The organism is Bacteroides sp. GD17, assembly GCF_038448625.1.
GTDB lineage: Bacteria > Bacteroidota > Bacteroidia > Bacteroidales > Bacteroidaceae > Bacteroides.
The window spans coordinates 125,901-150,862 of record NZ_JBCEZS010000012.1 but is presented as its reverse complement, the minus strand read 5'-3'; the positions used below and the strand labels follow the sequence as shown (position 1 = coordinate 150,862).

Here is a 24,962-nt window from a genome sequence, read left to right as displayed (position 1 = left end):
CATTGCGCAGCCCTTCGTTTTTCATTCTTTACTTTTCATTGTTTAGTGACAGCATCCGCCTCCACATTCGTGGTCGCCGCATCCGTCGCCGCAGTCATCGCAGCCACAGCTGCAACCGCCACCGCTCATCATGCGTGCTACTTCTGCCAGTTCCTCGTTGGTTGCCGGGCGGCTCTCTACGATTTCACCGGTGAAGTTCAGATCGCAGCCGGCCAAAGGATGGTTCATATCCATTACCACAACGTCTTCTTTCACTTCTACCACGCTTCCGTTGATGCGTTGACCTTCCGAGGTCATCAAGGGGATAACAGCACCTTCTACAACGCGCTCGCTGTCGAACTCTCCTTCTATGATGAAGATATCTTTGGGGAGGTCGATAACATGATCGTCGTCATATTCACCGTAAGCCTCTGCTGCAGAGATGGTGAAGTCGAACTTATCGCCCTGATTCAGATCCTTCACTTCGTTTTCAAAAGCTTCCAGAGTCATTCCCAATCCGGAGATGAATTGGAAAGGATGTTCAGCGGGTGCTTCTTCTTCGAAATCTTTTTCCCCGTTTTCTATTGAGTACAGCTTATATGCTACGGTGATGTACTTGTTTTCTACTGTTTCCATTAAATCTTATTTTATTAATAAATTGGTTTCCTCACTTTCGTGAGCGGCAAAGATACGAATTAAAATTGAATATCGTATGCTTTTGTTGCTCCGGCATAAATGCCGTTATCCTTGAAACAACAACGGATGGTTTTTGTTTCTTTGGACCGGGCAGGCAACTGGATACTGACTTGTATATCAGCCTCTGTCTGTCCCGGATCTGCAATGTGCAGGCGGGCTGTGCGGGCATCGTCGCTCTTAATCATGAGGACGCAGGCTTTATCCACTGTCACACGAATGTCCTGATGATTGAACTCCCCTGCATGGTAGAATACTATTCCAAGAATTCCTGATTTCTTGTTTCTGACGACTTGCAGGTCTGCCGTATTCATCAAAATCTCTATACAGCTTTGGTTTCTGTACTTTTCTATCTCTTCAATCGTACTTTTTCCGGGAGCTACAATGTAGGCATAAGTCGCATCCGATGGTTGCTGACCGTGGTCGAAGCCGAGGCTGAAGACATCTTTCTGCTGCATCTCTTTGGAGGCGGTTTGATTGATATCGTACCAGTTACCGCTTTGTTTTTGTCTGGATACAAATACTTTTCCACCGTTGGGAAACAGATAGGCGATATCGTTGTGCAATATCCATTCGGGAGAATTATAGACGAAGTTCCCATTCTCTATGACAGCTTGTTTCTTGTCAGCACGGACAAGTATCTTGCTTTCCGGGACTGATAAGCATTGGTTGATGGTGGTGTTTATTTCCTTGGCCGATGAAGAACGGATGCCTGCGCCGAGACAGACCACTTCGTCGTCGAAGAAGAACCAGGCTTTTCGGGCACCGGTCTGGATGTCTGCGTAAGTATCCATATAAGAATAGGTGGAAACGCCATAAACGCTGTCGGACACTCCACCGGCAAAGGTCGATGTACCGGGAGTCTGCCAGTCGCTGGCTGCCTGGGGGATTTCTTCCAGTTGGGGGGCAGTTACGCCGGGAATGCGTGTCCAGTTCCATACGGGGAAGATATCGGCGTATTCATTGCCTGCGGTGACGATATTGGTGCAACCGTCGGACATGAAGTAGGTTTTCAGGTTCTCACCGTTTCCGTACTCGCAGCGTGCTGTGCGGTTGGATACCATCCGTACATCGAACGTATAGCCGGGGCGTACATGCAGGGTATAGTCTCCGCGGAAGTAGTGAGTGTGCCTGGGTTGCAGGGCATATCCGGCAGACTCTCTGCCTTCCAGACGGGCGATGATGGCTCTGAATTCATCGGCATGCTCAGTGTCCAACTCTGCCATGCGCTTGGCGAATAGTGCTGTATGCGACTTGTTGGTGACCCCGGGGCGGCTCACACCTCTCCCCAGGACATCGAACAACATGTACTGCCCGCGTATGGTAGCATAGTATGTTTCGCGCATGAATTTGCTCAGCAGGGCTAATTTCTCCTGTGGTATAGCGTATCGGGTTCCTTTGGTATACATGGCAACTTGTGTGATACCTTTCAGAATTTCGTCCCCATATCCGCCGATGTACAGTTGCTGTCCATGTTGGAAATAGCTGTTGTCGTATTGGAAACCTTCTTTAGTCGTATAGACAATGGGGCTGTAGACATTTTCGAGAGCTGTTTCCAGGTCTGCTTCGTTTTGCGAGAGGCAAGCACGGTATATCCAGTGGAGGGCAATGTCCGTACGATTGGCTCCGGTCCATTTGGCCGGATCTCCGCCATCTTTTTTGATACGTTCCAGCAACTTGCTTTCCAACTCTGTGGAAAGTTGCTTCTTGCCCGTACGCATTTGTATGAGCAGGACGCCCAGTCTTTGGGGTTCGGCTATTTGGTTATACCACCAGTTGTGGCACCAAGGGTTTCGTTCGTGCCAGTATTCAAGCCCTTTCTCTATTTTGTCGAACAGGCTTTCGTCTTCGTAATATTTGTTTTGAGGGTTGGTATAGGCAAATGCAAAATCATAAAGACGGTCTACATGTGCAAGCGGCGGCCAGTTGGTGCGTTGTATACTGGCATAGTCTACGTCGGTAAAGGAACCATCGACATCATTGTAGTTTTTTAGCTCTTCCTCTATTTTCTCAGGTGCAGGGTTGGAAGCAAAGTCTTGCCTGATTTTTTTCATTAGCAGTTCAAATTCGTTGCTTTCTGCTTTTGAGATGGAGGAAGTGCTTGAATTTGCCCGGACAACACTACACGTCATGAGCAAAAAAATGAGGATAGGTAAAATGTAATTTTTCATAAGTATAATCTGTTTATGCCTGCGAAGGTATCTCTTTTTATTCAAATCTTAGCTAATATATATTGGAATTTAGTGTGTCCGGCTTTTGTTTTTTAATATATCATATAGTTGTTGTTGCTTGATTTATAGCGTGTTATCTTCTGTTGCTGAATTTGAGCAAAAGAAAAATCTAAAACAGTAAACCATAATATTTTAATACCCATAGATTTGCGGCGTTAATTTTAATTTAAACATTATGAAAGATGCAAAAATGTTAATTAGAAGTTGGAACAAACATCAATACTTGATGCTTTTCCTATGCTTATTCTTTTTTTCTGCAGGAATATCCCAAACGGTACGTGCCGCTTCGGATGTTGTAATGGGTGTTGACCAGCAACTGCAGGTTACGGGTGTTGTAAAAGACACTAATGGCGAACCGATGATTGGAGTTACAGTAATGGTAAAAGGGGCTGGTACCGGAGCTATTACGGACATTGACGGTAATTACAGTGTATCTGTACCCGGAAGCAAGAGTGTACTGACATTCTCTTTCGTGGGATATACTACTAAAGAAGTAACCGTCGGCAATCAGAAAGTTATTAATGTTACCTTATCCGAAGACTCCAAAATGATTGATGAAGTGGTAGTAATCGGTTTCCAATCTCAAAAGAAAGGAAACTTGACTGCTTCCGTAGCTTCCGTTGGGGCAGAAACTTTGGAAAACCGTCCGGTTGCCAATATCGGACAAGCGCTGCAAGGTATGGTTCCGGGTTTGAACGTCAGCATTGCTGGTGGTGACCCCAATAAAGTACCTTCCTTGAATATCCGTGGTGCTACGACATTCCGCCAGAGAGGTACATCCAATGACGACAAGAACAAGTTCGATGTCGTTTCCGGTTCTCCGCTGATTTTGCTGGATGGTGTAGAAATCAGTTCTGAAGACTTGAACCAGCTGAATCCGAACGATATCGATAATATGTCGTTCTTGAAAGATGCTTCTGCCGCCGCTATTTATGGTACAAGAGCTACTTTCGGTGTAATTTTGGTTACTACCAAAGGTGGAAATTACAAGCAGAAAGCAAAAATCGAATACTCTTACAATTTGGCTTTCGACCAACCTTATGAATTGCCTGATATCCTGGACTCCTATTATATTTATAAAGCCGGGGCAGACAAAAGATTATGGACTGGTGAAATTTCCGAATACACCCAGCACGATAAGGATATGATGAACGGCATGATGGCCTACATGAAAGATCCTGTAAACAATAAACCTTACTATATGGAAGGTAGTGCCATTCAGTGGGTAGGTAATACACGTCCTTATGAAGAATTGGTGAAAGACTGGACTCCGACTCAGAAGCACAATCTTTCTATCAGCGGTGGTGGTGAAAGAATCAGTTATTACATCTCTTTGGGTATGCAAGACCAAAAGGGTATGTATGAAATCAAGACCGACAAGCTGAAAAGATACAATGCTATGTTGAGTGTGAATGCCAAAGTGACCAATTGGTTTAACGTAGCCGCCAAGGCTTCATACAACGTATTTGATTATGAAGGACCGACGCAGCAGACAGATGGTTCTAACCTCTGGTCGTATGCTAAATCCTACTATCCGGAGAACTACATTTACCAACCGGTGTTGACGGGTCCGGACGATCCTCTGCCCAACCATGTAACAGAAAACCCGGTGAGCTACTTGTATGCTGGAGGTCGTAATATTACTTCCAGACGTAAGACTATCCTTTCTATCAGTCCGGAATTTATCATCTTGCCCAAGATTCTGAAAATAAAGGCAGACCTCTCTGTTACTCCGACTACTTATCAAAGAGAGAAGACGCACCCGAAGCAGGGACGTGTCAATAATTCATGGACTGCTCTTGAGTATCGTTGGGCAACACAGAATGATGGCTATGTAGAACGTTCTTCAACGGATAAGTATTCTATCAACGTATATGCCGACTACAACCAGACTTTCAACGAGAAGCACAACTTCTCTGCATTGCTCGGTATTAACCAGGAAGAAGAAAGTTATGCCGGCTCTTCCATTTCATTGGAGAAGATGCTCGACCCGTATATCCTAAACCCCAGCTTGGTAGAAGATGTTACGGCTAATACTTCCTCAAACTCTCACTCTGAAGTTTCGGCACGCGCGTTGTTCGGTCGTATCATGTACAATTACATGGGTAAATACTTGATTGAGGCGGATGCCCGTTATGACGGTAGTTCTAAGTTCCCGAAAGATTCACGTTTCCAATTCTTCCCCACTGTATCTTTGGGATGGAGAGTTTCGGATGAAAAATTCATGGAATGGTCTAGAGAATGGCTGGACAACTTCAAGATCAGAGCTTCATGGGGACGTTTGGGTAGCCAGCCAAGTTCCGAGTATCCGTACCAGTCTGTTTTCAACTTGGTAGAAGGATATTTCTTGTTCGACGGAACACGTTATCCCACAGGTATCTCTACTCCTTCGTTGGTGAATCCTAACCTGACTTGGGAGAAATCAACGACCAAGAACCTTGGTTTTGACTTTACTTTCTTGAAAAACCGCTTGACGTTTAGTGCCGATATCTTTGAAAGAAAAGTAACCGACATCTTGATTCCGGGTGGAAAAGATTATCCGGCATTGATTGGTGACAACGACCTGCCTTATGAAAATGCAGGTGTATTGAAAACTACGGGCTTTGAACTTCAAGCAAAATGGTCGGACAGACTGGCTAACGGACTTAGCTACAGTGTAGGTGTTGCACTTTCCGATGACAAGGCAGAAGTTGTAAGCTACCCCTCCAATCCGACTAACAAACTCGGTGATGGTAGTCTGTATAAAGGATATACTGTAGGAGATATCTGGGGATACGTAACCGGTGGTATTCTTCAGGAAGGCGATTTCGACGGTGTAGGTGCCAATGGCAAGCCGTTGTATCATGGACCGTATTTCAAAGGCGGACAGGCTTATCCGGGATATGTATGGTATAAAGATTTGGATAATGACGGTGTTATTACCAGTGGTTTAAATACTGTAGACGATCCGGGTGACAGAAAGATAATCGGAAACAATGCGCCGCGCTATCGCTACAACATTACTGCCAACTTCCAATACAAAGGATTCGACTTGGATTTGATGTTCCAAGGCGTAGGTAAGAGAGATTATTGGTTGGCTTCTACTTCAAGTTATTGGGGCAATGGAGCCGGTTCATGGGAGACATACAATGATTCATGGACTCCGGAAAGAACGAACGCCAAATTCCCGATGTACGGTTCGGGCGTGGGTAGCTATACTCAGACAGGCTATCTGCTGGATGCTTCCTATATTAAGCTGAAACAAGTGATTCTGGGCTACAGTTTCCCGAAATCATTGATCAACAAGATTGGAGTTGAGAAACTGAGACTGAATATAGCTGGTTATAACTTGTTTACAATCTCAGATGTACCCAAGTATTATGATGCAGACTATCTGTCTGACGCATATCCTCCCAAACGGACATTCAGTGTAGGTATTCAAGTAGGATTTTAATTCTTTAAATCAATAGATTATGAAAAAATATTCAATTATAACTTTACTCGTGACCTTGGTGGCAGTCTTGTCGTCTTGCAACGATGACTTCATGCAGCGAGATCCGATAGATAAAATGGCAGACGGTACCTTCTTTACGAAAGAGGCCGATTTGCAACTATACTTAGACGGTATATACAGATACTATGTGTATGGACATGGTATTGGCGGAACCAATAATACTTCACACGATAAAGGTTTCTTGGCAGTGAAGGCCGGTAGCCAGATTATTTTCGGAGATGCATTCAGCGACAATACGGTCTATGCAGGTGGTATTGACAGCAAGTTGGGTGGTACTTATGATACTCCGAATACGGCTTCCAAAAACATGGACTCACCCTGGCAATGGATGAAACTTCGTAAAGTGAATTACTTCCTGAATCATTATGGTGAAGTTGGTGATCCGGAAACTTTGAAAGGATATGCCGCTCAGGCTTATTTCTTCAAGGCATGGGACTACTACATCAAGTTGGTGGCTTTGGGTGAAGTACCTTGGTTGGATAAAGAACTGGATACTGCTTCTCCTGAAATGTACGGTCCCCGTATGCCGCGTACGGAGTTGGTCGAAAAGATTCTGGAATGCTTTGATTTTGCAATCGCTAATCTGGAAGACAATGATAACTCTTGCGGACATATCAATCAGGATATGGCCTTGTTCCTGAAATCCCGTTTCTGTCTGTTCGAAGGAACTTTCCGGAAATATCATACTGAATTGAATCTGCAGTCTTCAGCCAATGACCTCTTAAAGATGAGCCGTGATGCTGCCAAGAAGATTATTGATAAAAACAGATATCGTCTTTTCAAAAATGCCGACGGCGACGGCTATTGGCGCATGTTCATACAGAAAGGAAGTCCTGAAACGGAAGGTAACGAGGAAACCATTCTGGCACGTGTATATGACGGTGTAAAACTGGGACATGACAATCCGCGTTACTGGGGAATGAACAACCACACACGCTACTGTATGGGAGCTCCCTTGTGCATGATCGAAGATTATCTGTGCGAAGACGGACGTCCTATCTACCTTGCAGGTAGTGAAGGTAACTACACTGTGAATCCTTTGTTCAAGGGATATGACGGTATGTGGGAAGAATTGGATAACCGTGACCCTCGTCTGAGACAAACAGTTTGCAAACCGGGTGAATATGCTTCTATTTTCGATATGGATGATAATACATACGGTCTGGAAGAAACCGGTGTGATTTATCCGATGATTATTTACGATACCGGCGGTGGTTCTCCGATGAAGCACTATAACTCTACAGTAACCGGTTACCGCTTTATCAAGCACTGGATGCCCGACTATTCTGAATGGGAAGCTAATCCCAACGGTGTACAGACAGCCCACATGTTCCGTTATGGAGAATTGTTGCTGATCTATGCAGAAGCCAGAGCTGAATTAGGTGAAATCACTAATGAAGATTTGGATATTACGATCAATGCTTTGCGTGAAAGAGCCGGATTTGACTTTGTTAAATATCCCAATGCCAGACTGACTTTGTCCAATATTCCTGCCGATCCGCGTTTGGATGCTATCTATGCCGAGAAACTGGATTACTCAGTATCTCCGATTATCCGTGAAATCAGACGTGAACGCCGTGTGGAAACCATGATGGAAGGCATGCGTTACGAAGATTTGATGAGATGGAAAGCCGGTAAGTTGTTTACTGTTCCCGTAAGAGGTATGAAGATGACTCCGGAAAAGATTGAGTTGTACAGCAAGAACCGTAACGATGAAACATACAAGGACTATCCGTTCAAGGTTACAGTTCCTATCGGTGAGGTAGGCAATCAGGTACGTGTAGATGAAGAAGGTTTCATTATTCCTTGGCCTACATCCACTACTGTTATCAAAGGTGTACGCCCCTGGGACGACAAACGTTACTATTATCCGATACCTTTGAACGAGATGCTTCTGAATCCGCAGTTGAAACAGAATCCGGGTTGGAAAGACATTAATAGATAACCGATAAATATAGCGTAAGATTATGAAAAAGAATATATACTTATTAGCAGGAATGCTTTCGTTCGGGGCACTGTTTGCAGGTTGCAGCGATGACGATGACTTCGGCAAGGCTGTGAACATTACGGTTGAAAATGCTACGAATCTCGAAAGCGATATCTTCGGTGTAGTTGTGACAGAAGGACAGCCTTTACAACTGAAGCCGTTCATTATGCCTGAGAGTGCAAGAAAAAATGCCATCAGCTACCACTTTGCAGGTGAGCCGACCGGTGCCATTGATTTGAGCGCCGACGGTTTGATTACTCCTAAGTTGACAACGCCCGCTACAGGTGCCATCCCTTCTCCGCTGGGCACGGATACGATTATTGTGCGGGTAGACGATGGTTCGGGTACATTTGTCAGATATCCGGTCAGAGTAGTCAGCAATGTAGTGCTTGTTTCCAGCATCACTATCCAGTCTGCCGGACAAAGTGTTGAAGAAGAGCATGGCAAAACCTTTGATTTGGCTCAGTATGTGACTCTTAATCCGAGCAATGCTACCGATAAGGGCGTTTCTTACTCTTCGGCAGATGAGACTGTGGCAACGGTCGATCAGAATGGTTTGATTACGATCGTAGGAACAGTGGGACAAACTACCGAAATCACGGTAACGGCTAATGATAGAGGTAAGCAGACGGCCACTTGCAGAGTGAAGGTTGCTGCTGAAGCTCCGATGTATGTTGGCTTCCCGTTCTCAGCAGATAGTTGGAAGTATTCTTCCAATTTGGGTACTAAGGAAGGCGATATGAAGAATCTGTTTGATGATAAGAATTCTACGTTCTGGTGTCCCGACATTCAGACTCGTCCCATCTATGATCCGGTTTGCTATCTGGATATTGATTTGGGCCAGGTTATTAAGTTCGGCCAGTTGGGCTACAGACATCGTAGTTTGAATTATTCTCATCTGCAATGCCATACCTTCAAGATGGAAGCTAAGAAGGCAGAAGGTGATGCATGGACCGATTTGGGTGAATTCGTCACGGAACCTTTGAAAGTAGAGGATTATCAATTATTCCCCGTTGATCCTATTGAAGCTCAGTACATCAGAATCACCTTCATCAAGGGGCATTTGAGAGATGGAAAGACCGATTGGGATTATTCCGAAACCGGTAATGTCTCTGTAGGAGATTTGCAGATATTTGTTTATAACAGATAAATATTTCTGTAAAATTGATAACTTTGGAGGGAAATCTTATTATGAGATTTCCCTTCTTGATAAATATACATTTATATAGATAATACTATGGCTCTGAAAAACAACTTGATACTTTGTTTGCTGGCATTGATAGTCTCCGTAAATTCTTATGCTGGTGAGATTTCCCGGACTACCGGATCGGAAGAACGTCAATTATGGGTTAATACTCTCGTTCAAATAGCCGATCCCGTTTTGACTAATCTTGCGAATGAGACTTTGCGCGCCAATATGCCTCAGGAATCTCTGGATAGTAAACGTGGTCATAAATTCTCTCATTTGGAAGCAGTGGGGAGAACGATTTGTGGGATAGCTCCCTGGTTGGAACTCGGAGTTGATGACACAGAAGAAGGAAAGCTACGGGAAAAGTATATTGCTTTAACAGTGAAGGGGCTTGCTAATGCTGTTAATCCGTCTTCACCTGATTATTTGGATTTCAAAACGCCCTATCAGCCTTTGGTAGATGCTGCTTTTTTATCACTTGGCATATTGCGGGCTCCTACTCAGCTCTGGGGAAAATTGGATAATCAAGCCAAAGAGAATCTGTTGACTGAGTTGAGGCATACTCGCTCTATCAAGCCATTTCAAAACAATTGGTTGCTTTTTGCTTCGATGATTGAAGCTACGTTATTGGAATTGACAGGAGAGTGCGATCAGGAACGGCTGTTGCATGGAGTAGAAATGTTTCGTGATCAATGGTATTTGGGAGATGCTACTTATGGTGACGGGCCTCACTATCATGCTGACTATTACAATAGTTTTGTTATTCATCCATTGTTGACGGAAGTTTTGCGTGTGATGGAAAAACATCACATATCCGGCGCTGACTTTCTGCCTGTACAGATGAAACGTTTTTCACGTTATGCCGAGCAGCAGGAGAGACTGATCTCGCCGGAGGGTGCTTATCCGGTTATCGGTCGTTCTATTGTTTATCGTACAGGTGCGTTTCATGCTTTAGGGCATGCTGCATTGCTTCATAAATTGCCATCGTCAATCAAACCGGCTCAGGTACGTTGTGCTTTGTCGGCAGTTATTAAGCGGCAGTTTGCTGCGCCTCATACTTATGACGATCAAGGCTGGTTGCGCATTGGCTTTGCCGGAAGCCAGATTGAAATGTCCGAATCTTATATTAATACAGGAAGTGTCTACCTTTGCACATTTGGTTTTGTTGCGTTGGGCTTACCGGATGCCGATCCGTTTTGGAGTGAAGAATTTACTCCGTGGACTTCCTTGAAAGCTTGGAATGGAGAGACAGTGCAGGCCGACCATGCTTTATAAGATGAATCCAAATTGCAGATACATGTAAAAACAGTTTTTCATTTAATCTGATAGAAAACTTATGAAAACCAAATACTTGCTGCTTTTTCTGACTCTTTTTTATATTATACCGGTTTCCTCTGCCGTTGAAAAATATAAATTCAGGACTATGTCGCCCGACGGAGGGTTCTATTACGATGGGGTGAAGGCGATAGAGCAGGACAAAGACGGCTTTATTTGGGTTATGATGGACTATGAACTCTATCGTTTCGACGGCTATCATTATAAGAAGTACTATCCTTACTTTGCTTCGATGGCTCCGACGAAGAGATGGATTTTCAATAACATGGCATCCGACTCTTACGGCTATCTGTATGTGAATACGAATAACGGACTATACCGTTACGCACGGATTTCGGATCGGTTTGAACGAATCTTCGATACAGTTACACACGTCGAGGTCGATAAAGCGGATAATGTCTGGGTCAGATACCAGAACGTATGGAGCATCCTGAATGTGAATACGGGAGAACTCAATACTCCCTGCTATGACGGAAAAGAACCCACTTATAGCAATACGGCCTTTTGCATTCATAATAAAGACTTATATACATTTATCAATCGGAAAATCTATCGTTATAATTATGCCGAGAATAAGTTTGTTCTCTGTCTGACACTGCCAAATTCCGGTAATTGGAATATCCGTTTTGCCCAGGCATATATGGGAAAACTATGGGTGTTTGTCAGTAGGGAAGGAGTCTATAAGATAGACTTGTCTTCTTTCAAGATAGAAGATCATTATGAGCCCCTTCCCGAATATGATGGTGCTTCCTTACGGACATTCTATGTAGACAAAAAAGAAAATATCTGGTTCGGAACTATAGACGGTTTGTATATACTCAATCCTTCGAGCCGAAAGCTGACGCAATACAAGCATTCAGACACAGATCCTTTCAGTTTACCCAACAATTCTGTTTGGGAAATATGGGAAGACAGACAGTCTAATGTCTGGATCGGTACTTACTCCGGAACCTTATGCTATGTGAACATTAACGAGGACAATACTTTCAAAACTTATCATACACAGAACAGCGGATTGAATTACGCTACGGTAAGTGCGTTTGCCGAGGAGCGGGATTATCTTTGGATAGCTACGGAAGGAGGCGGCGTGAATCGGATGAACAAAGTTACCGGAGAATTCAGTTCCTTTACCGGTAAAAACTGTGAAACATCCAATAAGGTAAAATCGTTGGTGATAGATGCCGGTCATAACTTGTGGGTTTCTACGTTCAGGGGTGGTATGGATGTTTATGACGCCGGGCAGCATAAAGTGACTAATTACAAGTCTTCTCCGGACAATCCCCACTCACTGTTGGTGAATGATATCCGGAAAACCATTCTCGAAGGAGATTCGGGGATGTGGGTGGCTTATCAGTACCCCGCGCCGAAAGTCTCTTATTTCTCTTTCCGCGACAAGTCGTTTACCCATTTCAGTCTGGATAGCATACACGATTATGCCTATTTGTTCGATATTCTGCGGCAAGGAGAGAAAACGTTATGGGCCATCAGTAATGAAGCGCTTTATCGTATGGACATCAATACACATGCCGTGGAGAAAATCATTCCCAATGACTCCACGTATCTGGGGCTGTTTACTTTCTGCCTGGACGATTCCGGTAACATCTGGATTGGCACTATTGGTAACGGGCTTATCAAGTTTGATACCAATACTTCCAGCTTTATCTCGTTGAAGGATGAGTTGAAGCAGGATATTTATTCCATTTATAGTATTTGCTACGATGATGGTAATGTCTGGATGGGCACGGACGATGGACTGTTCCGTTATGATATAGCCGACAACCGCCTGATGAAGTTCGATAAAAGGGAGAACACGCAAGGGCAGGTTTATTACCCGCTGGCATCCATGAAAGGGAAAGACGGGTTGCTGTATTTCGGAGGTACGAACGGCTTTACCGTCATCGATCCAAAGAAGATATCCTATAATGACTGTAAACCTAAAGCCATTATTTCCGACTTTTTCATCGACCATGAGTCGGTTCATCCCAACTATGTGCTCAATGACTCGCTTACTACCGTTGTCCTGGGCTATGACCAGGTGAACTTTGGCTTTCAGTTTTCTTCCGATAACTATCACATCCCCGAGAAGAACCGTTTCAGATATCGCTTGAAGGGGTACAATAACTCCTGGATCACCACGAACGCGCAGCAACGCATCATCATGTACTCAAAAGTTCCGGCAGGCACCTATTACTTTGAAGTTTATGCGGCCAATAACGACGGCGTTTGGAGCGATAAACCCACGGTGATAAAGATAATAAGAAAGACCGCTCCCTGGTTCAGCCTGCCTGCTTATCTCTTTTATGTATTGGTTGTGATGGGCATCGCCTTCACCATCTACCGCCATTTCTCCGAAAAGAAGAGGTTGAAGATGATGCTTTACCACGAAAGTATCGAGAAAGATAAGAAGGAACAGATTCACCAGGCACAGCTGCGTTTCTTTACCAATATATCGCATGACTTCCGGACTCCGCTTTCCCTGATTCTTGCCGCTTTGGACAAATTGCGGCGTGACGGGCTGAAAGAGTACTATTACCGGATACTGAACGGCAACGTGCAGCGCCTGCTGAATCTGGTGAACGAACTGATGGACTTCCGGACAGTGGAGAACGGTATGATGAAGCTGGAATTGCAGCCGTTGGACATCAACCATTTTGTAAAGGAGATAGCCAATGATTTTATAGACTATGCGGAGCAACGGAACATAGACTTCCGCATAAAATGCGACGAGACTCTGCCTGCGGATATTTATGCCGACAAGAACGTTGTCGAGAAGATTGTTATGAATCTGCTGAACAATGCTTTTAAGTATACACCGGACAAAGGAAAGATTCTTTTGGAAACAAGATGCGGTAAGGACTTTGTATCCCGCTATAAGGATAGCTATACAGTAGGCGAAACGGTGGATAATGTCTTCTCCATTGTAGTGAGTGATACCGGAGTGGGCATATCCCGAGAGTCTATAAGCAGTGTTTTTGAAAGGTTCTATAAAGTGAATACGGTCAATGCCGATTCCCATCTGGGTACGGGAATCGGTCTGGCACTGGTAAAGAGCCTGGTATTGCTGTCTAAAGGTACTGTCTCTATTTATAGTGAGCGAGAGATGGGTACGGATATGATTGTCTGTCTGCCCCTTGACAGCAGTATCTTCGATGCTGCGGACTTCATGAAGCAGAAGGAACCCGTGCAGGAAGCTACTGTGCCGCCTGCTGCGGGTGAAGAGGCTACATCTGCCGAGCTGAAAGATATAGAGGAAGAGTTCCTTCCTTCTACTAAGAAGAAAATACTGATTACGGAAGATAATGTGGACTTGAGGGCCTTGATTGCCGAATCCTTGTCCGATGAATTCCAGGTGATGCAGGCCGGTGATGGGATAGAGGCGCTGAAACTGATCGGGGAGGTAGACTTTGACTTGATTATAAGCGACATCATGATGCCCAATAAAGACGGAGTCTCTTTGTGCAATGACATAAAAGGAGATGTGAACACCTCGCATATTCCCGTCATCCTGCTGACAGCCAAGACCAGCCTCGAAAGCAAGATCGAGGGGGTAGATTCGGGAGCAGACCTCTACTTCGAGAAACCGATTGATTTTACTTATCTGCGTTTGTCCATCCGGAACATATTCAGAAACCAGCAGCAGCTGAAGGAGCACTATGCCAAAAACTACTACGCCGACAGCAGCGAACTGGCTTCCAACGAGCAGGACACCAAATTCCTGAAACAGCTGATTGCTTTTGTTGAGGCCAATATGGACCAGCCGCAAATGGACGTTAACCTGATAGCCGAAGAACTGTTGATGAGTAGGAGCAAACTTTACACAAAAGTAAAAAGCCTGACCGGAAAATCGGTTGTAGAGTTTGTGTTGAACTGCCGCCTGCGCAAAGCCGCCCGATTGATTATCGAAGAGAACATGACGATGCGGGAAGTGATGATGCAGATCGGTATCGAAAGTCAGGCCTATTTCACCAATTCGTTTAAGAAAGTATTCGGTGAAACGCCTACCTCCTTTGCCGCAAAGCACAAAAACAGCGCTGAGGGATGATTTGGATAAAACAAATGGCAAATTGAGCAAAACGAAGAGAGGGGAATTGGCGTTCTTTGCAGAAACTTTTAAATTTAATACCATGAAAAGAATTTTGCAGATAACCGTTTTTCTCTCATTGTTGTCTGTGGGTACATTCGCCCAAACGCAACATCAAGTATTGCCTGCCGACCAGGAGATCCCTTTGAAGTATGGTGCCGACCGTTTAGGAAAACGTCAGGATGCCGCCATGCAGAAATTCCGTGACAATAGATTGGGTGCTTTCATACATTGGGGACTTTATGCCATCCCCGGCGGAGAGTGGAATGGAAAAGTATACAACGGAGCTGCCGAATGGCTGAAGTCGTGGGCGAAAGTTCCGTCGGACGAATGGATGAAACTGATGGAACAATGGAATCCCGAAAAGTTCAACGCCAAAGCCTGGGCAAAGATGGCCAAGAAAATGGGCGTGAAGTATGTGAAGATTACCACGAAGCACCACGAAGGCTTCTGCTTGTGGCCGAGTAAATACAGCAAATATACAGTAGCGCAGACACCTTGTAAAAAAGACCTGTTGGGCGAAATGGTGAAAGCCTACAATGACGAAGGAATCGACGTTCATTTCTATTTCTCGGTGATGGACTGGAGCAATCCGGACTACCGCTATGACATCAAGTCGGAAGAAGACGAAGCTGCTTTCGCCCGCTTCCTGGAGTTTACGGACAATCAGCTGAAAGAACTTGCCACCCGCTATCCTACCGTGAAAGACTTTTGGTTCGACGGTACCTGGGATGCCAGCATCAAGAAGAACGGCTGGTGGACGGCTCATGCAGAACAGATGCTGAAGGAACTGGTACCCGGCGTAACGATTAACAGCCGCCTGCGCGCCGACGATTACGGCAAGCGCCACTTCGACAGCAACGGCCATCTGATGGGCGATTACGAATCAGGATATGAGCGTCGTCTGCCCGATCCGGTGAAGGATTTGAAAGTAACCCGTTGGGACTGGGAGGCATGTATGACGGTGCCCGAAAATCAATGGGGATATCATAAAGACTGGTCTATAAGTTATGTGAAGACTCCGCTGGAAGTGTTGGAGCGCATTGTGCATGCTGTTTCTATGGGAGGCAACATGGTAGTGAACTTCGGACCGCAAGCCGACGGCGATTTCCGTCAGGAAGAGAAGGAACTGGCTGATGCCATCGGCAAGTGGATGAAGGAATATGGCGAATGCATTTATGGCTGCGATTATGCCGGTTGGGACAAACAGTCCTGGGGCTACTACACCCGCAAAGGAAAAGACGTGTATATGGTTGTCTTTAATCCTCCTTATTCCAGACATCTGGTAGTAAAGACGCCGAAGGGTACTACTATTACAAAAGCGGTTGTATTGAACGGAAAAGAAGTGGCAGTAATTGAAACCGCCCGCAACGAGTACAACGTGGATATGCCCGCCAAGACTCCCGACGGTCCGTTTGTCATCAAGTTGCAAGTAGAAGAAAATGCAAGTGCTGCGGATAAATACCGTGATGCGTTGACTTGATTCTAACCTATTAATATATATAATGTTATGAAGAAGCTTTTCCTTTTTCTGTCTTTCTTCTTAATAACCGTCACGCAGGTTGCCGCACAGCAAAGCTTTGATAAACCCGCTATAAAATCCATTATGAAGCGGGTGGCCGACTGGCAGATAGCCAATCCCAATAAAGGAGCGGAGCACGATGACTTGGACTGGACACATGCCGCTTTGTATATGGGCATGCTGGACTGGGCGGAACTCACCGAGCAGGAAGATGGAGACGACTCATATTACCAATGGTTGCTCCGCATCGGGCGGCGCAATCATTTCCAGGTAGGAAAGTGGATGTATCATGCCGATTTTATTGCCGTGGGGCAGCCTTTTATCGACCTTTACAAGAAATATGGCAATAAGAAGATGATTGCTCCCGTCATGGCGCGCGCCAACTGGATTGTGGAGAATCCTGCCGAAACTACCTTGGAACTGGATTATGGCAAATTGGAAACCCTGGACCGCTGGTCCTGGTGCGACGCATTGTTTATGGCTCCCCCTGTATATGCCAAACTTTATGCGCTGACCGGAGACAAGAAATACCTGGATTTCCTGAACCGGGAGTACAAAGCCACTTACGACTACTTGTACGACAAGGACGAACACCTCTTTTACCGCGACCGCCGTTACTTCGGCAAGAAGGAAGCCAATGGCAAGAAAGTGTTTTGGGGACGCGGCAACGGTTGGGTGCTGGGAGGACTGGCCGAAATCTTGCAGGCTCTTCCTCAGGACGAACCTTCACGCGCTTTCTATCAGGACTTGTTTGTAGAACTGGCTACCCGTGTGGCCGGTTTGCAGAGTCCGGACGGATATTGGCATGCCAGCTTGCTCGATCCGGCTTCCTATCCGTCGCCCGAAACGAGTGCAACCGGTTTCATCGTCTATGCGCTTGCATACGGTGTGAACGAGGGACTGCTCGACAAAACCGGCTTTATGCCGGTCATCGAGAAGGGCTGGAAAGCACTGACAGATGCCGTGGAACCTGATGGCAAACTGGGCTATGTGCAGCCGATAGGTGCCGATCCTCGTAAGGTGACGCGAGATATGACCGAAGTCTATGGAGTAGGTGCATTCCTGTTATCGGGATGCCAGATCTATAAGATGGCAGGCAAATGACCGAATAATAAAAAATGAATTAGAGAGCAACTGACAATGAGAAACAACACATTACTTTTATTAGTCATTGGGCTGATGTTGTGCATATCCGCTGGAGTGGATGCGCGCGAAGTGACATCTTTCAATGACGGTTGGGAATTTAAGAAAGGCCCGTTCTCCAAGGACGCCATGCAGGCTGCAAAGAAATGGAACGCCGATTGGCAGGAAGTGGCCATTCCCCATACTTGGAATGCAGAAGACATGCAAAAGAAAGCCGATGCTTTCTACGAAGGCGTAGGCTACTACCGCAAGAAGTGCACTTTCCCCGAAAGCCTGAAAGGCAAACGCATCTTCCTGCGTTTCGAAGGAGTGGGCGCATGTGCCGAAGTCTATATAAACGGCTACCTGGCCGGAACGCATAAAGGAGCCTATTCCGCTTTTGTATGCGAGATCGGTGCGCAGGTGAAGTACGGCGAAGAAAACGAAATCGTAGTGAAGGCGGACAACACCGCGCGTCCCGATGTAATCCCTACCAATCATATTCTGTTTGGCGTTTACGGAGGAATCTACCGCCCCGTATGGCTGGTTGTGACGGAACCTTGCAGCATCGTTGTGAACGACTGTGCCTCTTCCGGCGTGTATATCACCCAGAAGAATGTTTCAAAGAAATCGGCTGAAGTAACCGTAAAGGTGAAAGTAGATAATGCTACGATGGTGCCCGCTTCATTGGAACTGGAAAATGCCGTGTACGACAGGAACGGGAAGTTGGTGAAGAAAGACGTTCGCCCCTTTGAGCTGACTCCGCAAGGTGTGCAGAACTATTCTTCGCACTTCACACTGAGCAATCCCCATTTGTGGCAAGGACGCGAAGATCCTTACCTGTATAAAGTCGTATCGCGTCTTGTGCAGAACGGGCGTGTGATAGACGAAGTTGTTCAGCCGTTAGGACTCCGCAAGTACGAAGCCGTGGCAGGCAAGGGCTTCTTCCTGAACGGAAAGAAATACCCCATGTATGGTGTAACCCGCCATCAGGACTGGTGGGGACTGGGCAGCGCTCTCACCAACAAGGAGCACGATTTCGACCTGGCTCAGATTATGGATATCGGTGCCACTACCGTTCGCTTTGCACACTACCAGCAGTCCGAGTACCTCTATTCCCGTTGCGATACGCTGGGACTGGTCATCTGGGCAGAGATACCTTTTGTGAACCGCGTCACCGGGCAGGAGTGGGACAACGCCCACCAGCAGATGCGCGAACTGGTTCGCCAGAGCTTCAACCATCCTTCCATCTACGTATGGGGGATTCATAACGAGGTATACCATCCGCACGGCTACACCGCCGCCCTTACGCAATCCATTCACGACCTTTGCAAACTCGAAGACCCCGACCGCTATACGGTGTCGGTCAACGGTTACGGCACTGCCGACCATCCCGTCAATCAGAATGCCGATATACAAGGTATGAACCGTTACTTCGGCTGGTACGAAAGGAAGATACAAGACATCAAGCCGTGGGTGGAGAAGATGGAAAAAGAATACCCCTGGCAGCGCCTGATGCTGACGGAATATGGCGCCGATGCCAACATTGAACATCAGACGGAGCTTCTGGGCGATGCCTTGAACTGGACAAGTCCTTTCTATCCGGAGACTTTCCAGACCAAGACGCACGAGTATCAATGGAGCATTATCGCCCAGCATCCTTATATCATCGCTTCTTATCTGTGGAATATGTTCGACTTTGCAGTACCTACTTCGAGAAGGGGTAGCGTAGAAGCCCGCAACATGAAAGGCATGATGACCATCGACCGCAAAATCAAGAAAGACTCTTACTTCTGGTATAAGGCGAACTGGAGCAAGGAACCGGTGCTCTACCTGACGCAACGCCGGAATACGGATCGCGAGCGAAAAGAAACTTCCGTTACCGTCTATTCCAACATAGGTACTCCGAAGGTGTACCTCAACGGGCAGGAACTGACGGGTGTAAGAAAGGGCTATACCGATGTACATTATATCTTCGACAAAGTGGTGCTGGACAATGGCAAGAATGTGTTGAAGGCTACCGTTTCTTATCAGGGAAAAGAGTACACGGACGAAATAGAATGGAACTATCACGGAGAGCATAGCCGCGAGGCCGATTTCTTTGAGTATAAGAAAGAGCACGGTAGTTGGTAATACTTTCTAATACTTTCGTTGATAATACTTTTATAAGCAATACTATCTGTCATTCTCCTCCTCCCGGGAGGAGGGGAATTAAGATACTCTGCATCTATAGAACGAAAAAGAACTTTATTATAACTTTAATTTAATAGAAATATGACGAACTTTAAATCATTATTGTTAGGGCTTTGCATCGTGTTCGGTGCCTGCTCTACCCAAAGTCAGACTTCCACCCAGCAAACCAATGAATACGGTACGAAGTGGCAATGGGACAAGGGAACCATTGTAGTGGAAACTCCCGAGCGTCCGGCCGGACAGCAGAGCGTATTAGGCCTGACTACTCCCAAGATGGAAGTAGTACGCGTAGGATTTGTTGGACTGGGCATGCGCGGTCCTGGTGCCGTGGAGCGTTTCACGCACATACCGGGTACGCAGGTGGTAGCACTCTGTGACTACGAGCAGTCTCGTGCAGAGAAATGCCAGGAACTTTTAAAGAAAGCGTCTCTCCCCAAAGCCGCCATTTATTCGGGCGAGAAGGGGTACGAAGACCTTTGCAAGCGCGATGACATCGACTTGGTTTATATCGCTGCCGACTGGTTGCATCACTTCCCCGTAGCCATGTGTGCTTTGGAGAACGGCAAGCATGTAGCTATCGAAGTTCCTTCTGCCATGAACCTGCAGCAATGCTGGGATTTGATCAATATGAGCGAGAAGACCCGCAAGCACTGCATGATTCTGGAGAACTGCTGTTACGACTGGTTCGAGATGAACACCCTGAACATGGCACAGCAAGGCGTTTTCGGTGAAGTGATCCGTGCACAAGGCGCTTATATCCACAACCTGGAACCTTTCTGGGATCACTATTGGAAGAACGGCGAGAGCGACAAACTGGGATGGCGTCTGGACTACAATATGCGTCATCGTGGCGACGTATATGCCACTCACGGCCTCGGCCCCGTGGCACAAGCGCTCGATATCCACCGTGGCGACCGCATGAAGACATTGGTAGCTATGGACACCAAATCCGTGATAGGCAAGGCATTGGTGGAAGAAAGAGCAGACTCCGTTTGCAACAGCTTCCGCAACGGCGACCACACCACAACCATGATTCGTACGGAGAACGGTAAAGTGATTGAAATCCAGCACAATGTAATGACTCCCCAGCCTTACAACCGTCTCTATCAGTTGACCGGAACCAAAGGCTTTGCCAATAAATATCCCATATCCGGATATGCTCTTGCCGGCGATCAGTTGGCTGCTTCGGGCGTGCAACCGCAGGTGGACAATCTGAGTTCCCACAGTTTTCTGCCGAAGTCCGAAATGGAAGCGCTTGTAGCTAAGTATCAGCATCCCATCTTGAAGAAGTACGGTGAGATGGCCAAAGAAGTAGGCGGCCACGGCGGTATGGACTTTATTATGGACTGCCGTCTGGTATATTGCCTGCAGAACGGTTTGCCGTTGGATATGGATGTATATGACCTGGCTGAATGGTGCTGCCTGGCGGAACTTGGCACGCTTTCCATGGATAATAACTGTGCTGCCGTAGCATTCCCCGACTTCACCCGTGGCGAGTGGAATGTGGTGAAAGGTTACAAGCATGCTTATGCAAGTCCCGAAGAAGAAAAAGCTGCCGAGGAGAAAGCAGCAGCCATCACTGCCGAACTGAAAAAACAAGGCTCCAAAGAGTGGGCCGAAGCTGAATGATAAATTCTCTCTAACCTAATCTGAATTTACTTTTTTGTTGTTATTACCAGCACTCCATCACTATTGATTGTAATCTACTGAAAAATAAACGTTTAAACCGTGCTGGTAGTAGTGTAGGTAGCGTGACGGTAAATGGTTACCGTCACGCTTTTTTTCTCTAATATTTACTTCTGTTCTTCTGTAACTTCCTTATTTACAGCCTTAACGTACACTTTGTGAGACCCTCTCCCGATCGTGTCCAAATAACCTTTATTAACAAGCAAATTGAGGTCATTTAGCGCTTTGTTCTTCAAAAGTCCGGTGATTCCGCTATAATCCTTCCGCGTAATGAAGGGATGAGTGTCCAAATACGCCATCAAGCGGCGATAACGTTCGGCGCCACTCAGCTCCTGACTGTGGCGGAATCCGTATCCGGGACGTACGCGCTCCAGGAATCCGGCGCACCGCTTACGGAAGGCGGGGGAGACGCGGAAGTTCACCCTCCCGAAATAAATGCTTTGCGCGTGAATCTCCTTCTTGTCCTCCACGGGGCGGGCGCTTAGTCCCGCCGAAAAATAGCCCAGGTTGCCGAGCTGTACGTGGTGCCCCTCCGAGAGGTAATAAGAGATGCGCTCCTCGAATGCTGCCAGCAACCCTGCGATGTCTCCGGGGCTGAAGCTGGACATGGTGCTGATGTCGTTCACCAATCGTTCGGTGTCGATGGTACCCTTGTTTACGATACGCGGGTATAGGAGTTGTGTTTTGCCGTCGTCTTTAGCGCCCGGCATCGGTCTGAAATCATACTGTGCTGCCATAATGTTTATTGTTTTTAGTTTGAAATACATGGGTTTAGGTTCCGGGATACTGGTACTTTTTCTCTGTTATACTTGTACATAATGTGGAAAGGAAACGTGCAGAATATCCAAAAGCCTTATGTAAGACTTTGCCCCGCGCGCGGGGGCTGTCCGGCACAGGCTTGTGAACCGCCGGGCACACGTTGCCGGGCTGTTCGGCACACGTACGAGGGACGAAGTCTTACATTACCCAAAGATACAAAAATAATAAGGCGAATGCAAGTTTATGACCTTCTTTTTCTTAATTTTATCCAAGTATCTCAGACACTGCACAATGGCGTTCTTCATGAAGATAAATACCTCTTTTTGTTTGGATATACGAAGGCTTGTCCGTACCTTTCGGCCGCTTAAGAAATAGTTCTTATCCATTAAATATTAACAAAAGAATACGGCAAAATGAAAGTAACTTTGCTCAGAACCGATGCAAGCACCGGAAAAGAAACAATCAGCACTTGCGAGGCAGGTGCGTTTATGGAACGAATCAAAACAGAAACTAAAGGACAATACGTCAGCGGATTGCGCACGATGCTTAGCTATACGGCGGGCAAGGAAGATCGGGGTAGTTATGAACACATCGACCGCTTGCCACGTGTCTGTCCCTGTACGGAATGGGGACGAACCGCCGGAGGAGAGCGGAAAATGAAGCACTATAACGGCATCGTGATGCTTGATGTCCGGCAACTTGCCGGGCGTGCCGAAGTGGAACTGGTGAAAGAACGGGCGGCGCTTCTGCCCCAGACTTATGCCGCCCTTACCGGAAGCAGCGGGCGAAGCGTGAAGATATGGGTCTGCTTTGCCCTGCCCAATGGGAACCTGCCTCAGAAAGAGGAAGAAATAAACCTGTTTCATGCCCATGCCTACCGCATGACTGTGCAATGTTACCAACCGATCCTGCATTTTTCGATACAACTGAAGACGCCTTCGCCTTCGGACTGTTTCCGAATGACGCAGGACAGCCATCCTTACTATAATCCCGATGCCGTATCTTTCTGCCTGGAACAGCCGTTGGCAATGCCCGGCGAACAGACTTTTCGGCAACGCAAGCAGGCGGAGGAGAACCCGTTGCGGCGTTTACAGCCGGGATATGAGACTTCGCAAACCTTTACATTGCTGTTTGAAACAGCCCTGAATCGTGCTTTGGACGAAGTGGAGGAGTGGCGGCGCGACGATGACCTGCAACCGCTGTTGGTACATCTGGGCGTGCAATGTTTCAAGGCAGGCATCCCCGAAGAAGAGGCGGTGCGGCAGGTGATGATCCATTTCTATCGCGGTGCGGACGAGCAGACGGTGCGCACTACGCTTCGCAACCTGTATCGCGAATGTAAAGGTTTCGGCAAGAAAAGCATACTTACACCCGAGCAGGCCACTTGCCTGAAGCTGGAAGAATTTATGGAACGCCGTTACGAAATTCGTTACAATCAGTTGCTGGGTGACCTGGAATATCGGCAGCGCGACTCCATTCATTTCTATTTCCAGGTGATGGATCAGCGTGCCCGCAGCAGTGTGGCGATGGATGCCCTGCAGGAAGGCATCCGTGCGTGGGACAGGGATGTGAACCGCTATCTCACCTCCAATCGTGTGCCGCTGTACAATCCTGTGGAAGAATACCTTTGCGACACAGGTCGCTGGGACGGTAAGGACCGCATCCGTGCGCTGGCGGACTTGGTGCCGTGCGACAATCCGCATTGGCGGGAGCTGTTCTATCGTTGGTTCCTGAACATGGTGGCCCATTGGCGCGGGCTCGACAAGATGCATGCCAACAGCACTTCGCCGTTGCTGACCGGTGCGCAGGGGTATCGCAAAAGTACTTTTTGCCGGATCTTGCTTCCGCCCGAACTGCGCTTCGGCTATACGGACAGTCTGGATTTCAAGAGCAAGCGCGATGCGGAAATGTATCTGGGCCGCTTCTTACTGGTGAATATTGATGAGTTCGACCAGATCAACGTCCGGCAGCAGGGTTTCTTGAAGCATCTGTTGCAGAAGCCCGTAGCCAATCTTCGTAAGCCATACGGAAGCAGTATTCAGGAAATGCGGCGCTATGCATCGTTCATCGGTACGAGCAATCATAAAGATTTGCTTACAGATACCAGCGGCAGCCGTCGCTTTGTGTGTGTGGAGGTGAAGGCGCCTATCAATACCAATGTTACGATAAATTACAAGCAACTCTATGCCCAGGCGATGCACGACGTTCTGGAAGGCGAGCGTTATTGGTTCGACGATGATGATGAGGCTATCTTGAAAGAGACGAACCGCGAGTTCGAGCAAGTCAGTCCTCTGGAGCAGATGTTCCATTGTTGTTTCCGCTCTCCAGAAGAAGGGGAGGCGGGAGAGTATCTTTCGCCGATGCAGATTTTGGAGGTGCTGCATGGCAGGAACAGGGAGATAAAGCTGAATAGCACCAATATATGTAGTTTCGGGAGGATATTGAAGAAGAATGAGGTGAAGTCGAAACGGACGAATAAGGGGGTGCTGTATTGGGTGGTGAGGATGTGATGGAGTGAGTAAAAAAAGACAGCATGAATGATTGATGTATCCCATAGTCATTAGAGTAAAGATAAAACGCTTTTGAGTAAGGGATTTCTGGTGTTTTCCGTTAAATTTGCAGAAATACTTTGTAACCGAAATTATCATTTGTTATGGTGTTTTCTGACGATATCAGGAGGCTGTTACAACTT

At 46.7% G+C, this 24,962-nt stretch carries 13 protein-coding genes; 10 read left to right on the top strand and 3 right to left on the bottom strand.

The window, feature by feature from the left end:
• Positions 1-42: 42 nt before the first annotated feature.
• A complete protein-coding gene (locus AAE250_RS17500) occupies positions 43-615 on the bottom strand; it encodes an FKBP-type peptidyl-prolyl cis-trans isomerase (protein ID WP_294601269.1) in 573 nt (190 codons plus the stop codon).
• Between the two features lie 59 nt (positions 616-674).
• A complete protein-coding gene (locus AAE250_RS17495) occupies positions 675-2,843 on the bottom strand; it encodes a polysaccharide lyase 8 family protein (RefSeq protein ID WP_294601271.1) in 2,169 nt (722 codons plus the stop codon).
• Positions 2,844-3,078: 235 nt separating this feature from the next.
• Between AAE250_RS17495 and AAE250_RS17490 the strand changes: the two genes are divergently transcribed.
• The 9 genes from AAE250_RS17490 (at position 3,079) to AAE250_RS17450 (ending at position 21,454) form a co-directional block, all read left to right on the top strand.
• Entirely contained in the window at positions 3,079-6,336 is a 3,258-nt protein-coding gene (locus AAE250_RS17490) for a SusC/RagA family TonB-linked outer membrane protein (protein ID WP_294601273.1), read from the top strand.
• A 19-nt stretch (positions 6,337-6,355) separates the two neighbouring features.
• A complete protein-coding gene (locus AAE250_RS17485) occupies positions 6,356-8,341 on the top strand; it encodes a RagB/SusD family nutrient uptake outer membrane protein (RefSeq protein ID WP_342289182.1) in 1,986 nt (661 codons plus the stop codon).
• A gap of 22 nt (positions 8,342-8,363) precedes the next feature.
• Positions 8,364-9,533: an Ig-like domain-containing protein gene (locus AAE250_RS17480; protein WP_294601279.1), complete on the top strand. Its 1,170-nt coding sequence runs from the start codon at positions 8,364-8,366 to the stop codon at positions 9,531-9,533.
• A gap of 87 nt (positions 9,534-9,620) precedes the next feature.
• A complete protein-coding gene (locus AAE250_RS17475) occupies positions 9,621-10,847 on the top strand; it encodes a DUF2264 domain-containing protein (RefSeq protein ID WP_294601280.1) in 1,227 nt (408 codons plus the stop codon).
• Between the two features lie 61 nt (positions 10,848-10,908).
• Positions 10,909-14,949 (top strand): hybrid sensor histidine kinase/response regulator transcription factor, encoded by a 4,041-nt coding sequence (locus tag AAE250_RS17470; protein WP_294601281.1) that lies wholly within the window; start codon positions 10,909-10,911, stop codon positions 14,947-14,949.
• Between the two features lie 82 nt (positions 14,950-15,031).
• Complete coding sequence (locus tag AAE250_RS17465; protein ID WP_294601282.1) at positions 15,032-16,471, top strand: alpha-L-fucosidase; 1,440 nt, start codon at positions 15,032-15,034, stop codon at positions 16,469-16,471.
• A gap of 27 nt (positions 16,472-16,498) precedes the next feature.
• Positions 16,499-17,614, top strand: a complete 1,116-nt coding sequence (locus tag AAE250_RS17460; RefSeq protein ID WP_294601283.1) for a glycoside hydrolase family 88/105 protein — start codon at positions 16,499-16,501, stop codon at positions 17,612-17,614.
• A gap of 36 nt (positions 17,615-17,650) precedes the next feature.
• On the top strand, positions 17,651-19,765 hold the full coding sequence (locus tag AAE250_RS17455; protein WP_294601284.1) for a glycoside hydrolase family 2 protein: 2,115 nt from the start codon (positions 17,651-17,653) through the stop codon (positions 19,763-19,765).
• 141 nt (positions 19,766-19,906) lie between these two features.
• Positions 19,907-21,454, top strand: a complete 1,548-nt coding sequence (locus AAE250_RS17450) for a Gfo/Idh/MocA family protein (RefSeq protein ID WP_294601285.1) — start codon at positions 19,907-19,909, stop codon at positions 21,452-21,454.
• Between the two features lie 164 nt (positions 21,455-21,618).
• On the opposite strand, the gene AAE250_RS17445 is transcribed toward AAE250_RS17450, so the two are convergent.
• Positions 21,619-22,248, bottom strand: a complete 630-nt coding sequence (locus AAE250_RS17445) for an HU family DNA-binding protein (RefSeq protein ID WP_294601286.1) — start codon at positions 22,246-22,248, stop codon at positions 21,619-21,621.
• 435 nt (positions 22,249-22,683) lie between these two features.
• On the opposite strand from AAE250_RS17445, the gene AAE250_RS17440 reads away from it, so the two are divergent.
• Positions 22,684-24,780, top strand: a complete 2,097-nt coding sequence (locus AAE250_RS17440; protein ID WP_294601287.1) for a BT4734/BF3469 family protein — start codon at positions 22,684-22,686, stop codon at positions 24,778-24,780.
• The last annotated feature ends 182 nt before the right edge of the window (positions 24,781-24,962 follow it).